22 protein-coding genes are annotated in these 17,304 nt (G+C 75.2%); 16 read left to right on the top strand and 6 right to left on the bottom strand.

Annotated features, from left to right (window positions below; translation table 11 throughout):
• Window positions 1–31 precede the first annotated feature (31 nt).
• A complete protein-coding gene (locus BLT67_RS00590) occupies window positions 32–1,144 on the bottom strand; it encodes a DNA glycosylase AlkZ-like family protein (RefSeq protein WP_092664753.1) in 1,113 nt (370 codons plus the stop codon).
• Window positions 1,145–1,212: 68 nt separating this feature from the next.
• Between BLT67_RS00590 and BLT67_RS00585 the strand changes: the two genes are divergently transcribed.
• Window positions 1,213–2,283, top strand: a complete 1,071-nt coding sequence (locus tag BLT67_RS00585) for a trans-sulfuration enzyme family protein (RefSeq protein ID WP_092664748.1) — start codon at window positions 1,213–1,215, stop codon at window positions 2,281–2,283.
• A 9-nt stretch (window positions 2,284–2,292) separates the two neighbouring features.
• Window positions 2,293–2,484: a hypothetical protein gene (locus BLT67_RS00580; RefSeq protein WP_092664744.1), complete on the top strand. Its 192-nt coding sequence runs from the start codon at window positions 2,293–2,295 to the stop codon at window positions 2,482–2,484.
• Between the two features lie 82 nt (window positions 2,485–2,566).
• On the opposite strand, the gene BLT67_RS00575 is transcribed toward BLT67_RS00580, so the two are convergent.
• Window positions 2,567–2,899 (bottom strand): hypothetical protein, encoded by a 333-nt coding sequence (locus BLT67_RS00575; RefSeq protein ID WP_092664741.1) that lies wholly within the window; start codon window positions 2,897–2,899, stop codon window positions 2,567–2,569.
• A 101-nt stretch (window positions 2,900–3,000) separates the two neighbouring features.
• Between BLT67_RS00575 and BLT67_RS00570 the strand changes: the two genes are divergently transcribed.
• The 6 genes from BLT67_RS00570 (at window position 3,001) to BLT67_RS00545 (ending at window position 7,682) form a co-directional block, all read left to right on the top strand.
• The gene (locus BLT67_RS00570; RefSeq protein WP_092664738.1) at window positions 3,001–3,540 is read left to right on the top strand and encodes a MarR family winged helix-turn-helix transcriptional regulator; all 540 of its coding nucleotides are present in this window, start codon (window positions 3,001–3,003) and stop codon (window positions 3,538–3,540) included.
• 9 nt (window positions 3,541–3,549) lie between these two features.
• Window positions 3,550–4,098 carry a GNAT family N-acetyltransferase gene (locus BLT67_RS00565; protein ID WP_092664735.1) on the top strand — a complete coding sequence of 183 codons (549 nt, stop codon included), beginning with the start codon at window positions 3,550–3,552 and terminating at the stop codon, window positions 4,096–4,098.
• Window positions 4,099–4,138: 40 nt separating this feature from the next.
• Window positions 4,139–4,561, top strand: coding sequence for a YkvA family protein (locus BLT67_RS00560; RefSeq protein ID WP_092667438.1), 423 nt, complete (start codon window positions 4,139–4,141; stop codon window positions 4,559–4,561).
• 27 nt (window positions 4,562–4,588) lie between these two features.
• Window positions 4,589–5,398, top strand: a complete 810-nt coding sequence (locus BLT67_RS00555) for an MBL fold metallo-hydrolase (protein ID WP_092664732.1) — start codon at window positions 4,589–4,591, stop codon at window positions 5,396–5,398.
• Window positions 5,399–5,444: 46 nt separating this feature from the next.
• On the top strand, window positions 5,445–7,085 hold the full coding sequence (locus BLT67_RS00550; protein ID WP_092664729.1) for a serine/threonine-protein kinase: 1,641 nt from the start codon (window positions 5,445–5,447) through the stop codon (window positions 7,083–7,085).
• Window positions 7,086–7,193: 108 nt separating this feature from the next.
• Complete coding sequence (locus BLT67_RS00545; RefSeq protein WP_092664726.1) at window positions 7,194–7,682, top strand: cupredoxin domain-containing protein; 489 nt, start codon at window positions 7,194–7,196, stop codon at window positions 7,680–7,682.
• Window positions 7,683–7,691: 9 nt separating this feature from the next.
• Here BLT67_RS00545 and BLT67_RS00540 read toward each other — a convergent pair whose 3' ends face one another.
• The gene (locus tag BLT67_RS00540) at window positions 7,692–8,123 is read right to left on the bottom strand and encodes a GNAT family N-acetyltransferase (protein ID WP_092664723.1); all 432 of its coding nucleotides are present in this window, start codon (window positions 8,121–8,123) and stop codon (window positions 7,692–7,694) included.
• A gap of 50 nt (window positions 8,124–8,173) precedes the next feature.
• Between BLT67_RS00540 and BLT67_RS00535 the strand changes: the two genes are divergently transcribed.
• Genes BLT67_RS00535 through BLT67_RS00520 form a run of 4 tightly spaced genes read left to right on the top strand, consistent with a single transcriptional unit; the run spans window position 8,174 to window position 10,650 of the window.
• Window positions 8,174–8,692, top strand: coding sequence for a metallophosphoesterase family protein (locus BLT67_RS00535; protein WP_092664718.1), 519 nt, complete (start codon window positions 8,174–8,176; stop codon window positions 8,690–8,692).
• A gap of 46 nt (window positions 8,693–8,738) precedes the next feature.
• Entirely contained in the window at window positions 8,739–9,215 is a 477-nt protein-coding gene (locus BLT67_RS00530; RefSeq protein WP_092664715.1) for a pyridoxamine 5'-phosphate oxidase family protein, read from the top strand.
• Window positions 9,216–9,235: 20 nt separating this feature from the next.
• Entirely contained in the window at window positions 9,236–9,799 is a 564-nt protein-coding gene (locus tag BLT67_RS00525) for a hypothetical protein (RefSeq protein ID WP_231945521.1), read from the top strand.
• 35 nt (window positions 9,800–9,834) lie between these two features.
• Window positions 9,835–10,650, top strand: coding sequence for a thioesterase family protein (locus BLT67_RS00520; RefSeq protein WP_092664712.1), 816 nt, complete (start codon window positions 9,835–9,837; stop codon window positions 10,648–10,650).
• On the opposite strand, the gene BLT67_RS00515 is transcribed toward BLT67_RS00520, so the two are convergent.
• On the bottom strand, window positions 10,647–11,114 hold the full coding sequence (locus tag BLT67_RS00515) for an ASCH domain-containing protein (RefSeq protein ID WP_092667436.1): 468 nt from the start codon (window positions 11,112–11,114) through the stop codon (window positions 10,647–10,649). The two genes, BLT67_RS00520 and BLT67_RS00515, sit on opposite strands and share 4 nt — an antisense overlap.
• A gap of 152 nt (window positions 11,115–11,266) precedes the next feature.
• The gene (locus tag BLT67_RS00510; protein WP_092664709.1) at window positions 11,267–12,211 is read right to left on the bottom strand and encodes a hypothetical protein; all 945 of its coding nucleotides are present in this window, start codon (window positions 12,209–12,211) and stop codon (window positions 11,267–11,269) included.
• 121 nt (window positions 12,212–12,332) lie between these two features.
• Between BLT67_RS00510 and BLT67_RS00505 the strand changes: the two genes are divergently transcribed.
• Window positions 12,333–13,841, top strand: coding sequence for an alanine/glycine:cation symporter family protein (locus BLT67_RS00505; protein ID WP_092664706.1), 1,509 nt, complete (start codon window positions 12,333–12,335; stop codon window positions 13,839–13,841).
• A 3-nt stretch (window positions 13,842–13,844) separates the two neighbouring features.
• Here BLT67_RS00505 and BLT67_RS00500 read toward each other — a convergent pair whose 3' ends face one another.
• Window positions 13,845–14,498, bottom strand: a complete 654-nt coding sequence (locus tag BLT67_RS00500) for a DsbA family protein (RefSeq protein ID WP_092664704.1) — start codon at window positions 14,496–14,498, stop codon at window positions 13,845–13,847.
• 108 nt (window positions 14,499–14,606) lie between these two features.
• Between BLT67_RS00500 and BLT67_RS00495 the strand changes: the two genes are divergently transcribed.
• The 3 genes from BLT67_RS00495 to BLT67_RS00485 are packed head-to-tail and all read left to right on the top strand — an operon-like array spanning window position 14,607 to window position 17,172.
• Window positions 14,607–14,894: a DUF1905 domain-containing protein gene (locus BLT67_RS00495; protein ID WP_092664701.1), complete on the top strand. Its 288-nt coding sequence runs from the start codon at window positions 14,607–14,609 to the stop codon at window positions 14,892–14,894.
• A gap of 8 nt (window positions 14,895–14,902) precedes the next feature.
• Window positions 14,903–15,793 (top strand): SGNH/GDSL hydrolase family protein, encoded by an 891-nt coding sequence (locus BLT67_RS00490; RefSeq protein WP_157674078.1) that lies wholly within the window; start codon window positions 14,903–14,905, stop codon window positions 15,791–15,793.
• A complete protein-coding gene (locus BLT67_RS00485; protein WP_092664696.1) occupies window positions 15,790–17,172 on the top strand; it encodes a protealysin inhibitor emfourin in 1,383 nt (460 codons plus the stop codon). Before BLT67_RS00490 ends, BLT67_RS00485 begins: the two co-directional genes overlap by 4 nt.
• The last annotated feature ends 132 nt before the right edge of the window (window positions 17,173–17,304 follow it).

The following is a 17,304-nucleotide window of genomic DNA, read 5'->3' as shown; positions in this document are numbered from 1 at the left end:
GGGTTCGCACCACGGGCCGGGGCGACGCAGATCAGGGCAGGGCGGGACGCAGCGCGAGGAACGCCGCGAGCCGCTCGATCTCGTCGTGCACGGCGGCCCGCAGCCGGGCGTCGGGCTCGACATCCCAGTGGATGCGGTGCACGCGCAGCGCGCCCGCCTCGCGGTCGGCCTTCGCGTCGACCTTCCCGACGAGCGCGTCGCCGTCGAGGATGGGCAGCGCGAAGGCGCCCCAGCGGCGCTTCGCCGCAGGCGTGTACTGCTCGAGCGCGTACTCGAAGCCCCACAGCTGCGTCATCCGGCGGCGGTCGGAGAGCAGCCGGTCGAGGGGCGAGAGCAGCGCGACGCGACCCGCGAACCCGTCGGCTGCCGCGCCCGGGTCGAGCCGCCACTCGCCGCGCACGCCGTCGATGCACACCGGCTCGCCGACGTCGCCGAGGTGCGTCGGGCGAGCGATGCCGCATGCGCGCAGCCAGCGCTCGCGCCAGGTGCGCTCGGCGTCCTCGACCGGCACGGGCTCGACGGGCGGCAGCACGCGCTCGGCGAGGTCCCAGACGCGCGCGGTGCCGACGCGCTCGGCGACGACGACCTCGCCGCGGATCTGCAGCACCTCGAGCAGCATCGCGACGTTCCGATCGGTGTTCCAGCCGCTCGAGCGGTACGGCACGTCGGCGGCGTCGTCGATCTCGCCCTGGGGGAGCGGGCCGTCCTGGCGCAGCTGCTCGAGCACGCGGTCGCGGAACCCGGCGTTGGCCTCGAGCCACGCCGCGGCGCTCGGATGGAGCGCGCTGGGGGAGCGGCCGATCGCGGTGAGCCACGGCAGGTCGGCCGTCGCGCGCACGCCGATCACCCATGCCTCCATGGGATGGCGGTGGGGCCCGAGGTGCTCGACGAGCGACTGCTCGACCTCGACGGCGCGCCGCACGTCGTCGTAGGCGAGCGACGGGATGCGCGTGTGGGCGATGTGCTCGGCGGAGGGGCACACGATGTCGGTCGGGTTGAGCGGCAGGAGCGTGAGCCGCTCGACGACGTCGGGGAGGTCGCCCGCGTCGCGCTCCGGACCCGCGTCGAGCAGCTGCGCGCGCACCGCGATGCGGCGCGCCTCCTCGAGCGCGAGCGTGCGCGCCGGTGCGGGATCGCGTGCCATGCGCCGACGCTAGCGCCGACCGCCCACGCGCGGGCGGGCCCGCATGCCGGCAGTGCCAGGATGAACGCATGTCGGACACGCCCCGCCGCCTCGAGACCGTCGCCGTCGCCGCCGGGCGCCCGCCCCATCGGCCGGGCGCCCCCTTCAACGAGCCGGTGACGTTCGCGAGCGCGTTCGTCGCGGGCGGCGAGCTCGAGTACGCGCGCTACGGCAACCCCACGTGGACGGCGCTCGAAGAGGCCCTCGGGGCGCTCGAGGGCGGCGAGTGCGTCTCGTTCGCGAGCGGCATGGCCGCGGTGAGCGCCGTGCTGCACCTGGTGCCGAGCGGGGGAGCGGTCGTCGTCGCGCGGCACTCCTACCAGCACACGCTCGCGCTGCTCGACGACGGCGCCCGCACGGGGAGCTTCGAGGTGCGCCGGGTCGACGTCGCCGATGCCGACGCGGTCGAGGCGGCGATGCCGGGCGCGGCGATGGTGTGGCTCGAGTCGCCGACGAACCCCGCGCTGGAGCTCGCCGACATCCCGCGGCTCACGGCCGCCGCGCGCGCCGCGGGCGCCATGAGCGTCGTCGACAGCACGTTCGCCTCGCCCATGCTGCAGCGGCCGCTCGAGCTCGGCGCCGACATCGTCGTGCACTCGGCGACCAAGCTCATCGCCGGCCACAGCGACGTCGTGCTCGGCGCGGTCGTGACCGGTGCGGCCGAGGCGGCCGAGCGCATCCGGCACCACCGGGGCCTGCACGGCGCGATCCCCGGCCCCATGGAGGCGTTCCTCGCCCTGCGGGGGCTGCGCACGCTCTCGGTGCGGCTCGAGCGCGCCGAGGCCAACGCGCGCGAGCTGACGCGCAGGCTCGCGGATGCGCCGGGGGTCGTCGAGGTGCGCGACCCGGGCTTCGGCACCGTGCTCGCGATCGTGCTCGAGGACGCCGCGGCCGCCGACCGGGTCGTCGAGCGCGTGCGGCTGTGGATCCCCGCGACGAGCCTCGGCGGCGTCGAGTCGACGCTCGAGCGGCGGCGCCGGTGGGCGACCGAGGCGCCGACGATCCCGGAGGGCCTCATCCGCCTCTCGGTCGGCATCGAGCACATCGACGACCTCGCCGACGACCTGCTCGCCGCCCTTGGCGACGGTCGCGTCGACTAGCCTGCTGGCATGAGCCGCACCGCATGGGCCGTCGTCTGCGCCATCCTCGCCGTCATCATCGCCTGGGTGCTCGTCGACGTCGTCTTCAGCGTGCTGTGGTTCGTCGTCAAGCTCGCGATCGTCGCGATCGTGGCGGTGGTCGTGTTCCTGGTGCTGCGCGCGCTCATCGGGCGCGGCGGCGATCGGCCCTCAGCGCGCTGACACGCGGCGCGCCGGCCGGCGGTGGCGCTGCGCTGCGCTGCGACAGCCTGGCCGGCTGGCCTGGTCGGTGCAGCGCGGCGGCTCAGCCGAAGCGGAGGCGCGAGGGTGCGACGAGCCGTGCGCCCACATCTGCCCAGCGGGCCGTGCGGGTCGTCAGCGCAGGGGAGGGGCTGCCGGCCGCGAACGACCCCTGCGCGGCGCGCAGGTCGGGGAAGCGGCCGAGCGAGGCGCCCGCTCCGTCGACGGCGACGAACTCCCCGAGCGTCTCCTCGACGAAGCCGAGGAACGTGACGCCGTCGCGCGCGGTGCGGCTCGCGACCCACAGCCCGTCGCCGGGGGAGGCCCACGCGATCACGCCCGTGGCGGAGTCCGGAGCGGCAGCCGAGGCATCGGGGCGAGCCAGCGTGTCGGTCATGTCCTGCTCCTTCGTCACGATTGTTAGTTCGTCGATCGAAATGTATCACGGTCGAACGGTAGAGTGGTGCGCATGATCCGACGGATCAGGGGAGGAACGCGATGACGCAGGTCGAACGACGCGAGCACGGCAGCTCCGGGTACTGGTATCCCGAGCACCGCCGGCCGACGAGCGTCGACGTGCTCAACCTGCTGCGCCGGTACCGGGCGGCGGAGGCGCAGATGCGCGCGCGCACGCGCTCGTCGATGGGCATGGGCGAGACCGATCTGCTCGCGCTGCGGCTGCTGCTGCAGGCGCAGCGGCGCGGCGAGCTCGTGCGCCAGCGCGACCTCGCGTCGGCGCTCGGCCTCGCGTCGCCCTCGGTCACCGCGCTCGTCGACCGGCTCATGAAGAGCGGGCACGTGCGCCGCGAACCGCACCCGGATGACCGGCGCGCCACGATCGTCGTGCCGACGACCGACACCGACAGCGAGGTGCGGGCGACGCTCGGGGCCATGCACCGGCGCATGATCGAGGTCATCGACGCGATGGACGACGCGCAGACCGACGCGGTGGCGAGCTTCCTCGAGCGCATGGTCGCGGCTGTGGAGCACATCGACGAGCACGCCGATGCGCACGGTGACGCGCACGCCGCGCCGTAGGCTCGCACGGTGACGACTCGAGAGTTGCCCGAGGGCGCGCGGCTGCGACGCGCCCGGCCCGGCGACGAGCCCGGCATCCTCGCGCTCATCCGCGCCCTCGCCGTCTACGAGCGCGAACCGGATGCGGTCGAGAACACCGAGGAGCGGCTCACGGCGATGCTCTTCGGCGACGAGGCGAAGGTCTTCGCGCACGTCGTCGAGCGCGACGGCGAGATCGTGGGCATCGCGATCTGGTTCCTGACGTACTCGACGTGGACGGGCGAGCACGGCATCTGGCTCGAGGACCTCTACGTCGACGAACCGCACCGCGGCCGCGGCTACGGGCTCGCGCTCATGGCGGCGCTCGCTGCGGAGTGCGTCGAGCGCGGCTACCGGCGGTTCGAGTGGACGGTGCTCGATTGGAACGAGCCGTCGATCGGGTTCTACCGCGCGATCGGCGCGGCGCCGCTCGACGAGTGGACGACGCAGCGGCTCACCGGCGAGGAGCTCGCGGGGCTCGCAGCGCGCGCAGAGGAGTCGACAACGCCTCTTCCGCCCGCCAGCACTGAACGCCGATAATGCACATTATGTCGGATAAGCGATGGGCGACGCTCCCCGCGTGACCGGCTCCGTCTGGTGGGATCTCCTGCTCGGCATCGGCATCGCCGTGCTCGTGACGTGGCTCGCGCTCGTCGTCGCGCTGATCGCCATGCGGCCGAGCGGCCCGGTGCTCCGTGAAGCGCTGCGCATCCTGCCCGACGTGCTCCGCCTGCTGCGCCGGCTCGCGGCCGACCGCTCACTCCCGCGCGGCGTCCGCATCCGCCTGTGGCTGCTGCTCGCCTACCTCGCGATGCCGATCGACCCGATCCCCGACTTCATCCCGGTGCTCGGCTACGCCGACGACGCGATCGTCGCGGCGGCGGTGCTGCGCAGCGTCGTGCGCCGCGCGGGACTCGACGCCGTGCGGGCGCACTGGCCCGGTACGGACGACGGGTTCGCCGCCGTCGTCCGCCTCGCGGGCCTTGACCGCCCCGCGCGCTGACGGGCAGCGCGGGCGTAGCATCCGGCCATGCTGCGCGAGATCGCCGAGGGCGTGTGGGTGCACACGAGCGCGTTCATCGAGAGCAACGCGGTCGTCGTCCGCGGCGACCGCGGGGCGCTGCTCGTGGATCCCGGCATCACCGAGGACGAGCTCGTGTGCATCGCCGACGACCTGGGCGCGCTCGGCCTGCCGGTCGTGGTCGGCTTCGCGACGCATCCCGACTGGGACCACGTGCTGTGGCATCCGCGGCTCGGTGAGGCGCCCCGCTACGGCACCGCGCGGTGCGTCGAGACGATGCGCGCGTTCCTCGCGCAACCCGACTGGCGCGCGCAGCTCGCCGAGGCGCTCCCGCCCGAGCACGCCGACGAGATCCCGCTCGCGCTCCTCGGCGAGCTCACCCCGCTCCCCCGCGGGGCCGAGCAGATCCCGTGGGCGGGGCCGGCCGTGCGGGTCGTCGAGCACCGCGCGCACGCGCCGGGCCACGCGGCGCTCGTGATCGAGCACGCCGGCGTGCTCGTCGCGGGCGACATGCTCTCCGACACGCTCATGCCCTTCCTCGACCTCGACGCCGAGCATCCGCTCGACGAGCACCTCGCGGCGCTCGATCGCCTCGAGGCGCTCGCGGGCGGCGTGCGCGCCGTCGTGCCCGGCCACGGCTCGATCGGCGACGCCGCAGCCCTCGCGAGCCGCATCGCCCTCGACCGCGCCTACGTCGAGGATCTGCGCGACGGGCGCGACTCCCCCGACCCGAGGGTGGGCGCCGCTGCGCCGCTCGACTGGATCCCCGAGGTGCACCGCTTCCAGGTGCAGCGCTGGCGCGAGCGAACCGCGAGCTGATCCCCACCGGACTCGCAGGATCACAGGGTTACGCTTGCCGCGACCATTGGGGGACGTCCTGCGCGCAGTCGAGATGCTCGAGCCGGGGAGCCTGCTCGCCGATCGCTATCGGATCGGCGAGGTGCTCGGAGCGGGCGGCAGCGGATCGGTGCACCGAGCGACCGACGAGGCGCTCGGGCGCGACGTCGCGGTCAAGGTGCTGCTGCGCGACGACGCCGACGACATCGAGCTGCGCCGCGAGCAGGCCGAGCTCGACCTCCTCGCGCGCCTGAGCCACCGCTCGCTCGTGACGCTCTACGACGCGGGAGCCACGACGATCGGCGGCGCTGCCCTCACCTACCTCGTGATGGAGCTCGTCGAGGGGCCCACGCTCGCCGCCCGCCTCGCGCAGGGCAACATCCATCCCTCCGACGTGCAGCGCATGGGCCGCGACCTCGCGGACGCGCTCGCGCTCGTGCACACGGATGGCGCGGTGCACCGCGACGTGAAGCCCGCGAACATCCTGCTCGCGCGACCCGCGATCGCCGACCACGAGTTCGACGCGAAGCTCGCCGACTTCGGCATCGCCGCGGCGGTCGGCGCGACCCGCCTGACGGCGACGGGCGCGGTCGTCGGCACCGCCGCCTACCTGAGCCCCGAGCAGGCGACCGGCTCTCGGGTCGAGCCCTCCTCCGACATCTACTCGCTCGGGCTCGTGCTGCTCGAGTCGCTCACCGGCGAGCGCGAGTACCCGGGCACGCTCGCCGAGTCGCTGAGCGCCCGGCTCGCGCGCGACCCGAACATTCCGGGCTGGGTGGGCTACGACTGGAAGTCGCTCCTCACGGCGATGACGGCCCGCGACCCCGCGTCGCGTCCCACGGCAGCCGAGGTGCGCGAGCGGCTCGCCGAGCCGTTCGCGACGGATGCGGCGGGTCCCGCGGGCGCAGCGGCGGACGATGCGACCGCGGCGGTCGCGGCGGCGGGCGCCGCTGCCGCGGGCGCGGCGCTCGCTCCGACCGGATCGCTCGCGGCGACCGGCGCCGCCACGCCGACCGAGGCCCTCACTCCGACCGAGGCGCTCACGCCGACCGAGGCGCTCACGCCGACCGGATCGCTCGCCCCGACGGGCGCGCTGGGCGCAGCCAGCGCTGTCGCCGCCGTCGACGACGCGCCGGCCACGGCACCCATCGGCACGGCTTCCCTCGGGACGGCGCCGGGCGATCCGGCCGCGGAGCCCCATGCGCGCGGCCGGGGCCGCCGCCGCGCCGCTCTCGTCGCCGCGGGCGTCGCGATTGCCGCCGCGACCGCCGCCGCGGTCGCGGTGCCCTCGATGCTCCCGCAGCCGACGGCGGCCGATCCGGCGCCCGGCGTCCCCTCGATCGCGGGGCCCTCGGACACAACCGCTCCCGAGGCGCCGGCACCCACGCGGGCGGGCGAGCCTGCGCAGACGGGCCAGCTCGCCGGCTCGACCGACACGTCCCCCTCGCCGACACCGCCCCCCGAGCCGACACCGACGCCGACGCCCACGCCCGAGCCGTCGGAGGAGCCGGCGCCCGCCGCGCCCGAGCCGGAACCCTCGGCACCGGTGCCGGCACCGGCACCCGTGCCGAGCGAGCCCGCCCCGCAGCCGGACTCCGAGCCCACGCCGGAGCCCGTGCCGAGCGGCGCATCGCTGCCGCAGCCGCCCGCCGAGACGCAGCAGCCCTGAGCCCGGCGCCGGCCCGGGACGAGCCGGCCTGAGACGAGCCCGCCCGAGCCGCGGGCTTCCGGGCTGGCCACGGCGCGGCTAGCCTGGCCGCGACCCGAGGAGCCCGCCATGATCCGCACCCGCACGACCGCCGCCGCGCTGCTCATCGCCGCGGCGCTCGCCCTCACCGGTTGCGCCGGAGTCGCGCAGGACACCGACGACGACGCCGTGCCGGCGACCCCATCCGCGGCGACCGCAGGCCCGGCGAGCCCGGGCGCGAGCGACGACGACGGCGACGACGACGGCGATGATGACGTGACCGAGCTCGTCGCGATGGTCGGCACCGAGCAGGATCCCGAGGCGTACGAGATCGCGCTGCTCGACGACGACGGCCGCGCCGTCACGACGCTGCCGGCCGGCGACTACGAGCTCACGTTCCGCGACCGCTCGCGGATGCACAACTTCCACCTCACGGGCCCCGGCGACGTCGACGTCGCGACCGACGTCGCGGGCAGCGACGAGTCGACGATCGAGATCACGCTCGAGCCGGGCACCTACGCGTTCGTGTGCGACCCGCACCAGGGATCGATGAGCGGCAGCCTCGAGGTCACCGGCTGACGCGCGACCTCACTCGGTGACGCGCCCCTCCCCCGCGTCGACGTCGAGCGTCATGCCGAGCGGGTCGGCGGTCGCGGCGCGGAACCCGAGCTCCTCGTAGACCGAGACGGCCTCGGGGCTCGAGAAGAGCCCGACGACCGCGGCCGCTGGCGCCTGCGTGCGCACGTGGTCGAGCAGCCGCTCGACGATCGCCGTCGCGATGCCCTGCTCGGCGGCGTCGGGGTGCACCATCACGTCCTGCACGTACCAGTAGCGCGCGCCGTCCCCGACGAGCCGCCCGACGCCCACCACCGCATCCGCGTCGGTGACGACGACGCCGTGCAGCGAGCGCTCCAGGCCCGCGCCGACGGAGGGCCAGTCGAAGTGGTCGAGCCAGCCCACCGCATCCGCCACCGCGTGCAGCTCGTCGACCGTGGGCACGCGCTCCTCGAACCTCGCCATGCCGCCACGCTAGCCGCCGCGCCTGGAGCCGCGCCGGGCAGACTGTCTGCATGAGCGCGCGACTGCTGCTGCTGAGCGACACCCACGTGCCCGCGCGGGCGAAGGGCCTGCAGGAGCAGGTGTGGCGGATGGTCGACGAGGCGGATGTCGTCGTCCACGCGGGCGATTGGATCGAGGAAGCGCTGCTCGACGAGCTCGAGGCGCGGGCGCGGCGGCTCGTGGGGGTCGCGGGCAACAACGACGGGCCGGAGCTCTGGTCGCGGCTCGGCGAGGTCGCCCGCGTCGAGGTCGAGGGTGTGCGGATCGCGGTGGTCCACGAGACCGGCGCCGCCGCGGGCCGCGAGCGGCGGTGCGACGCGAGGTTCGGCCCGGATGCCGACGAACCCGCCGACGTGCTCGTCTTCGGCCACTCGCACATCCCGTGGGACTCGACGAGCCCGCAGGGCGTGCGGCTCCTCAACCCTGGCTCCCCGACCGACCGCCGGCGGCAGCCGGTCGGCACCGTCATGACCGCGACCGCGCGCGACGGCGCCCTCGACGATGTCGCACTCGTGCCCACGCCCCGCTGAGGCAGCGCTCAGCCGTCCCGCAGGCGGCGGTGCCACGCTGGCGCCCATGACCCACGACCAGCTGCAGACCGTCACCGACATCATGCGCTCGACCCGCATCGCCGCGCTCACCTACGTCTCGGCCCAGGGCCGCCTCGTCTCGACCCCCATGGGCACGCAGGACTTCGAACACCCCGGGACCGTCTGGTTCCTCACGCAGCGCGACACCGACAAGGTCGCGGCGATCGCGGCCGACCCGCGCGTGAACGTGCACTACGCCGGCAAGGAGGGCTGGGTCTCGCTCGCCGGCACCGCGCGCTACGTCGACGACCGCGCCAAGCTGCGCGAGCTGTGGGACGCCTCGGCCGACGCCTTCATGGAGGGCGGCCCCGACGACCCGGACACGGGGCTCATCGAGGTGACCGCCGACTCCGCCGAGTACTGGGACTCCCCCGGCGCGATCGCGACCGCCGTCCAGCTCGTGAAGGGCCTCGTCTCCGACGAGCCGGCCGAGCCGGGCGACAGCGGCCTCGTGCAGCTCTGAGCGCCCCGGCAGGAGGAGCGATGACGCGCGGCGACGGCGCCGAGGCCGCGGACGGCGCAGGCGCCGTCTCCGCCGAGGACGCCGCGGCCGTCGAGCGGGCGCGCGCGCTGCTGACCGCCATGGCCGCGCGGCTCGCCGCGGCAGGCGCGCGCGACGAGGCGCTCGCGCGCTACGAGGAGCCGAAGCCGGCGCTCGGCGTCATCCCCCGCCGACCCACGATGCGCCCGCTCGGCCGCGCATGGCGGCTCGGCGCGCTGCTGCTGCAGGCCGACGGCTCGGTGTGGGCGACGGGGATCTCGACGCGCGTCGCCGAGCCCGGGCGGCCGCAGCACCACAGCGCATCCGTCGAGACCCGCCGCGCCTACCGCGCCGCCGCGATCCAGGGCGGGTTCCCGATGGGCGAGACCGTGAACCACTCGGTGGCGCCCATCGCGCTCGACGCGACCCTCATCGGCGGCCCCGGCCCGCTCGTCGTGCGGGACGGCGAGGTGTGGGTGCGCTGGGGCAGCGACGCGCCCGTGCCGCTCGCGCGCTACCTCGACGACCTCGCCGATCTGCTGCTGCACCCGCCCCAGGGCGCGTAGCCGAGGAGTCGCGGCAGCCTGGCAGGATCGGAGGCATGCCTGCCGATGCCACCCACGAGCCCTACTTCGTCGCCCTGGGCGACGGCCGCTACCGCCCCACCGAGCGGGCGAGCGGCGCGTGGCAGCCGGGCGAGATGCACTTCGCACCCCTCGGCGGCCTGCTCACGCACGCGATCGAGCGGCACCGCGGCGCACGCCACGCGAGCGAGGCCGCTCCCCTGCTGCTCGCGCGCATGACGTTCGACATCCTCGGCTTCCTCGCCCTCGACGAGACGGCGGTGCGGGTCGAGACGCGGCGCCCGGGACGCACGATCGAGCTCACCGAGGCCGTCGCATCCATCGCCGGCCGCGACGTCGCTGTCGCCCGCGCGTGGCACAGCGTCGCGCTCGACACCGCTGCCGTCGAGGGCGGGGCCGCCGCCCCGCTCCCCTCGCCGAGCGCCATGCGCCCCGCGGAGTTCGCGGGCGAGTGGGGCGGCGGCTACGTGCGCTCGATCGAGCTGCGCGACGACGGCGACCGCGCGCCCGGCCGGGGCCGCGCGTGGCAGCGCACCGCGCATCCGCTCGTCGAGGGCGAAGCGGTCGCACCCGTCGCTCGCTGGATCGGGCTCATCGACGCCGCGAACGGGATCGCGGTGCGCGAGGCGCCGGATGCGTGGGGGTTCCCCAACCTCGACCTCACCGTGCACCTGCACCGCGAGCCCGAGGGCGCGTGGGTCGGCTTCGACACGACGGTGTCGTTCGGCCCGAGCGGGCAGGGCATCACGCACACGGCGCTGCACGACGAGCGCGGCCACGTGGGCTTCTCGTCGCAGACGCTCACGGTGCGGCCCGCGCCGGCCGCAGGCTAGCTCGCCGGGCCGTCCGCGTGCTCGGGCGGCCAGACGACCGCGAAGCGCTCGAAGACGATCTCCTCGTCCTCCGACCACGTCGCGCCGCGCGCGGCGGCGGTGCGCTCCCAGTAGCGGCGGTGCTCGCGCCGCCATGACTCGAGCGAGCGGTCGTCCTCGCCCTCGTCGTAGGCGAAGTCGGCGGTCGCGCTCGCGAAGTCGCCGAGCCGCAGCTCGGTGCTGCGGATGATGATGCGCGGCACGCCGCGGCCGTCGCACGCGATCCAGTGCGAGCCGACGCGCGGCAGCGGCTCGCCGTCGGCGAGGAACTGCGCGGCGAGCTCGGAGGTCGCGCGCTTGCGGCCCGAGAGCACCTCGTCGAGCAGGGCGTCGGCGAGCCGCGCCGAGTCGCCGAAGTGCTCGACGGTGTGCTCGGGGCCCGCCGCGACGGCTGCGGGGTGGGCGGCGGCGTAGTCGCGCCACATGGCGGCGGCCGCCTCGAGGTCGGGGGCGGATGCGGGCTGCGGCTCGGTGGCGTCGGTCACCGGTCGATCCTGGCACGGCGCGGCACGGCACGGGCTGCGGTGCGGCGCGACGGCACGGGCGGCGGCTCGGGCAAGCGGACCGGGCGGCCGCGTCACCCCAGCGCCCGGCAGCGCTCGACGGCCCAGTCGAGGAGCGCGTCGCGCTGCTCGACCGGCGAGACGAGCACGAGCTCGATCGGCTCGCCGCCCATCGTGCCGAGCACGCGGAAGATCGTGCCCTGCTTGTCCTCGGCGATCGCGTGGAGGTCGCAGCGGCCCGGCTCGAGCGGCACCTCGACGACCGTCGGGCGGTCGCCGCGCCGCAGCTCGACGCCGATCGGCAGCGGGTCGGCGCGCGCGCCCGAGCCGTCGACGGGCGCGAGCAGCGGCGTCGCGAGGATCGCCTCGACCGTGCCCCGCTGCGGCGACGGCTCGGCGAGCGGCGTGAACCGCAGCCGCAGCACCGCGGGCCCCGAGCCGTCCAGCGGGATCTCCGGCGGGAGCCACGCGACCTCGGCGACCGCCGTCTCGAAGTCGTGCAGCTCGCACGCGTCGGCGCCGAGCGAGTCGAGCTGCCCGAGCGGATCCTCGGGCGCGCCCTCGATCACGGTGCCGTCGGCGAGCTCGAGCGTCGCGAGGTGCTCGAGCGGCGCCCGGTCGCACGTCGGCTCGGGCAGCGCGAGCCGCAGGTTCCGCCGGGCGCCGGCGGGGATCTCGGCGTCGTCGTCGCGCACCATCGGCGACGACCACCGGCTCGAGGTGTAGGTCGCCCGCACGACCGTCAGCGGCGCATCCGTCTCGTTCGTGACTCTCAGCTCGATGTGCCCGGAGGCGACGTCGCCGCGCAGCTGCACGATCTCGAGCAGCACGGCGGATGCGGCGGGCGCGCTCGGGGACGGACCCGCGGTCGCGCTCGGCGCCGCGCTCAGGGGCGCGGCGGTCGCCGGCGTGGGGGTGGCGGCACCGGGTGCCGGGATGGCGCAGCCGCCGAGAAGCGCCGCGCCGACGAGCGCGGCGCCGGCCAGCAGGGCCGCGCCGCTGCTCCTCCGCCGCGACATGCCGCCATCCTGCGCGACGGCCCAGCCGGGCGCAACGAGCCCGGGCGAACCGGTACTGTCTGACATCGTGCCCGCCGGCGCGGGGACAGCCCGAACGACGCTGTACGGAACCGGAGAGACGATGGACCTGACGCCGCTGCTGGATGCGCTCGATGCCGTGAGCGGCGTGATCTGGGGGCCGTTCCTGCTCATCCCCCTGCTCGTCGGCACGGGCATCTACCTCACCGTGCGCCTCGGCGGCCTGCAGTTCCGGAAGCTCGGCGCGGGGCTGCGCCTCGGCCTCTTGAAGCGCAAGGACGACGGCGCAGAGGGCGACATCTCGCAGTTCCAGGCGCTCACGACCGCGCTCGCGGCGACCGTCGGCACGGGCAACATCGTCGGCGTCGCGACCGCGATCGGCATCGGCGGGCCCGGGGCGCTCTTCTGGATGTGGGTCACCGGCCTCGTGGGCATGGCGCTCAAGTACTCGGAGGCCTACCTCGCGGTGCGCTTCCGCACGACCGACGACGCCGGCGAGAAGTCGGGCGGGCCGCAGTTCTACCTGCAGAAGGGCATCCGCGGGCCGCTCGGCAAGGTGCTCGCGCTCGCGTTCGCCATCTTCGCGGTCGTCGCGTGCTTCGGCATCGGCAACATGACCCAGGGCAACTCGATCGCCTCCAACGTCGAGCACACGTGGAGCATCCCGACCTGGGTCACGGGCGCCGTCCTGACCGTCATGACGCTCGTGGTGCTCGTCGGCGGCATCAAGTCGATCGGGCGCGTGACGGCGGGGTTCGTGCCGATCATGATCGTCTTCTACGTGCTCGGCGGGCTCTACATCCTGCTCGCGAACCTCGGCGCGCTGCCCGCCGCCCTCGCGCAGATCTTCACGGATGCGTTCACGGGCACCGCCGCCGCCGGCGGCTTCGCGGGTTCGGTGCTGATCATCGCGGTGCAGATGGGCGTCGCGCGCGGGCTCTTCTCGAACGAGTCGGGCCTCGGCTCCGCAGCGATCGCCGCCGCCGCCGCGCGCACGACGCACCCCGTGCGCCAGGGCCTCGTGTCGATGACCCAGACCTTCATCGACACGCTCATCGTCGTCTCGATCACGGGCCTGACGATCATCGTGACCGGCGTGTGGGACGACGTGGACGCGGCGACGGGCGAGCAGATCAGCGCTGCGCTCATGACCGGCGAGGCCTTCACGAACGGGCTGCCGGGCGAGTGGGGCCACTGGATCGTGACGATCGGCCTCGTGATGTTCGCCTACTCGACGATCCTCGGCTGGTCGTACTACGGCGAGCGCAACGTCGAGCGGCTCTTCGGCCGGCGGCTGGTCATGCCCTTCCGCGTGCTGTTCGCGCTCGTCGTCTTCATCGGCTGCACGACCGAGCTCGACCTCGTGTGGAAGTTCTCCGACATCGCGAACGGCCTCATGGCGCTGCCCAACCTCATCGGCCTCATCATCCTGTCGGGCCTCGTGGCCCGCGAGACGCGGCACTACCTGCGGCACGACCCCGACCTCGAGGCGACGCGCGAGGAGATCGAGGCGTTCATGGCCGACGAGCCCGGCTGGGCCGACTGGAAGGCCGGCGACGAGATCGGCACGTCCCGCATCGACCTGCAGGCGGTGCGCGACGAGCGCCGCTAGCGGCTACTCGGCGAGCGCCGCCTCGATCGCCGTCTCGACGTCGGCGTAGTCGCGCAGCTCGAGCTGCTCGCCGTCGACGAAGAACGTCGGCGTCGACTGCACGCCCGCGTCGACCCCGGCCTGGTAGTCGAACGCGATGCGCTCGGCGGTCTCCTGCGCGCCGACCGCCTCGTCGTACGCCGCCATGTCGAGCCCGAGCTCCTCGGCGTAGCCGCGGAACGTCGCCGCCGCGTCCTCGGTGCCGGCCCACTCGGCCTGCGTCTCGAACAGGCGCGCGTGCATCGCCTCGAACTCGCCCTGCTGCGCGGCGGCCTCGGCTGCCGCTGCGGCGGGCACGGCGTTCGGGTGGCCCTGCAGCGGGAAGTAGCGCACGGCGAAGGTCACCTGGCCCTCGTAGCGCTCGCGCAGATCCTCGACGATCGGGTGGAACTGCCCGCACGCCGGGCACTCGTAGTCGAAGAACTCCACCACGACGGGCGCGCGCTCCCCCGCGTCGTCGAGCACGTGCGTGCTCTCGGCGACGAGCTCGACCGGCGCGCCGCTGGCGGCCTGGTGCTGCTGGCTCTCCCACGGGCGCACCACGAGCAGGGCGACGGCGACGATCAGGACGATCGCTCCGACGACGGCGGCGATGCTGACGGCTGCGTTCTTCGACATGGGTACCAGGCTACCGAGGGCACGGCCCTTACCTCCGCGAGCCGGAGGCGAGCGCGCCGGCGGCGGCGCGCCCGGCAGGCTGTCGGCGGGGGCCGCTACCCTCGCCGCGTGGAGCTCGAGTACACCGCGGTCGCCATCGAGTGGCGGGGGCCTGCGCCCTTCGTCTTCCTCCCCGTGCCGCCCGACGGGTCGGCGATGATCGCCGAGCTCGCGCCCGAGCTCACCTACGGGTGGGGTGCGATCCCCGCCGAGGCGACGATCGGCGGCACGACCTTCACGACGTCGCTCTTCCCGCGCGACGGCGCCTACCTGCTGCCCATCAAGGTCGCCGTGCAGCGGGCCGAGGGCGTGGGCGTCGGCGACCGGGTCACGGCACGGATGCGGCTGGGCCGATGAGCGGGCCGGTGTCAGGGTCGGCGTCGGGGTCGGCGTCGGTGCTGGGCGGGCGCCTCGGCGCCCTCGCCGCGCGCGCGGCGACGACGGCGGAGCGCACGGTCCATCGCCTCGCGAAGCCCGCCGCGATCGCGCTCGCGCCCGTGCTGCTGCGGCAGGCGAAGCAGCTGCAGGCCGGGCTCGTGTGGCTCCCGGAGCCGAAGGGTCAGCGGCACGGCGTGATCGCCGCCCCCGAGGGCGCGGGCGCGGGGACCGCCGACGGAGCAGAGCCGCTGCGGCTCCTCGCGATCGGCGACTCGACGGCGACGGGGGTCGGCGCCGACCGCCTCGACGACGGTCTCGTGGTGCAGACCGCGCAGCGGCTCGCGGTGCTGCAGCGCCGCCCGGTCGCGTGGCGGATCATCGGCCTCGAGGGCTCGACCGCGGCGCAGGTGCTCGAGCGGTTCCTGCCCGAGGTCGACGAGGGGCCGTGGGACGCGATCCTGCTGCTCGTGGGCGCGAACGACGCGCTGCAGCTCGTCGGCAGGCGCCCGTTCGCGCGCGCGGTGCGCGCCCTCGTCGCCGGGCTCCGTGCGCGGCTCGCGCCCGGCGGCGTCATCGGCGTGACCGGCACGCCCCAGATCGACACGTTCGCCTGGCTGCCGCAGCCCATCCGCTCGCTCATGGGCGGCCACGCCCGCACGCTCGACGACGTGCAGCAGCGCATCGCGGCCGAGCAGCCGGGCGTCATCCACCTGCCCACGCCCGCGATCGTCGAGCCGCAGCAGCACGCCGCCGACGGCTTCCACCCCTCCGCCGAGGGCTACCGGCTCTGGGCGGGCGTCGTCGCGCCGCGCCTGTCGCAGGCCCTCGACCGCCACCGCGCCCCGGGGCGCCCGCACGAAGGAGCGAGCCGACGATGAGCGAGCCGCGCACCGCACCCGTCCGCCACGGCATCGTGCCGCCGTACCTGCTCGAGCAGCTCGCGGCCTCCGGCGCACCGACCGCGTCCCTCGTGGCCGAGCGCACGCTCGGGCTCGACCGCGGGATCCGCGCCGAGCGGCTCGCGAGCCCGCCGCCGGCGCCTCGCGTGCGGTCGGCGCTGCCCGAGCGCGTGCCCGGCGAACGCGCGCCGCAGCGCGTGATCAGCGACGCGCACCGGGGCACGACGCTCCCGGGCACGCAGGTGCGCGCCGAGGGCGAGCCCCCGACGGGCGACATCGCCGCCGACCAGGCGTTCGACGGGCTCGGCGCGGCGTGGCGCATGCTCCACGACGCCTTCGGCCGCGACTCGCTCGACGGCGCCGGCATGCCGCTGCTCGCGACCGTGCACTACGGCGACCGCTACGCGAACGCGTTCTGGGACGGCACGCGCATGGTCTTCGGCGACGGCGACGGCGAGGTCTTCGCGGGCTTCACGAGCGCGATCGACGTCATCGGGCACGAGCTCGGCCACGGCGTCATCGCGTCGACCGCCGACCTCGTCTACCGCGATCAGCCGGGCGCCCTCAACGAGTCGATCGCCGACGTGCTCGGCGCCCTCGTGAAGCAGCACGCGCTCGGGCAGACCGCCGACGAGGCCGACTGGCTCATCGGCGCGGGCGTCTTCACCGACGCCGTGCGCGGCGTGGCGCTGCGCTCGATGGCGGCGCCCGGCACCGCCTACGACGACCCCGCGCTCGGCAAGGACCCCCAGCCGGCGCACATGCGCGACTTCGTCGTCACGAGCGACGACCTCGGCGGCGTGCACATCAACTCCGGCATCCCCAACAAGGCCTTCCACCTCGTCGCCACGACGATCGGCGGGCATGCGTGGGAGGCGCCCGGCCGCATCTGGATCGACGCGCTCACGGGAGGCCTCTCCCCCACCGCCGACTTCGCGGCGTTCGCGGCCGCGACCGTCGCCGCATCCGTCGCCCGCTTCGGCGACGACGCCGCCGAGACGCGAGCGGTGCGCGCGGCGTGGGCTGCGGTGGGCGTTGCCGAGGCGCCAGGGGCGGGTGCGGATGCGACGGCGGACGAGGCCGTGCGGGTCGCGCGGACGGGCGGCACGCTCGGGCGCACGCGCGCGGCGGTGCTCGAGCTCGAGGCGATCCCGTCGGGCGATCGCGAACAGCTCGACACGCTCGTCGCCTCCGGCCGGCTCGCGGAGCTCGAGGAGCAGACGCTGCCCGACGCGCCGCTGTGGCGCGTGACGATCGAGACGAAGTGCGACGTCACGGTCGCCGAGCCGCTGCTGCCAGAGGAGGTCGTCGCCCTCTTCCGCCGGCTGCTCGAGCTCGGCGACGAGCCCACGGGCTGAGCGCCGCCGGCTCCTCCCTTCCGCAGAGTGTCGGAAGAACGCAGCAACCGGCGGCGCAGACCGCATCGTCCCGGCACTCTGTTCAGGCGGTCCTGGTTCGCAGCACCGCGGCGAGGTCGGCGAGCCATCGGT

Source organism: Agrococcus carbonis (genome assembly GCF_900104705.1).
GTDB lineage: Bacteria > Actinomycetota > Actinomycetes > Actinomycetales > Microbacteriaceae > Agrococcus > Agrococcus carbonis.
The sequence above is the reverse complement of the archived record's forward strand: the minus strand, read 5'-3'. Positions and strand labels throughout refer to the sequence as shown.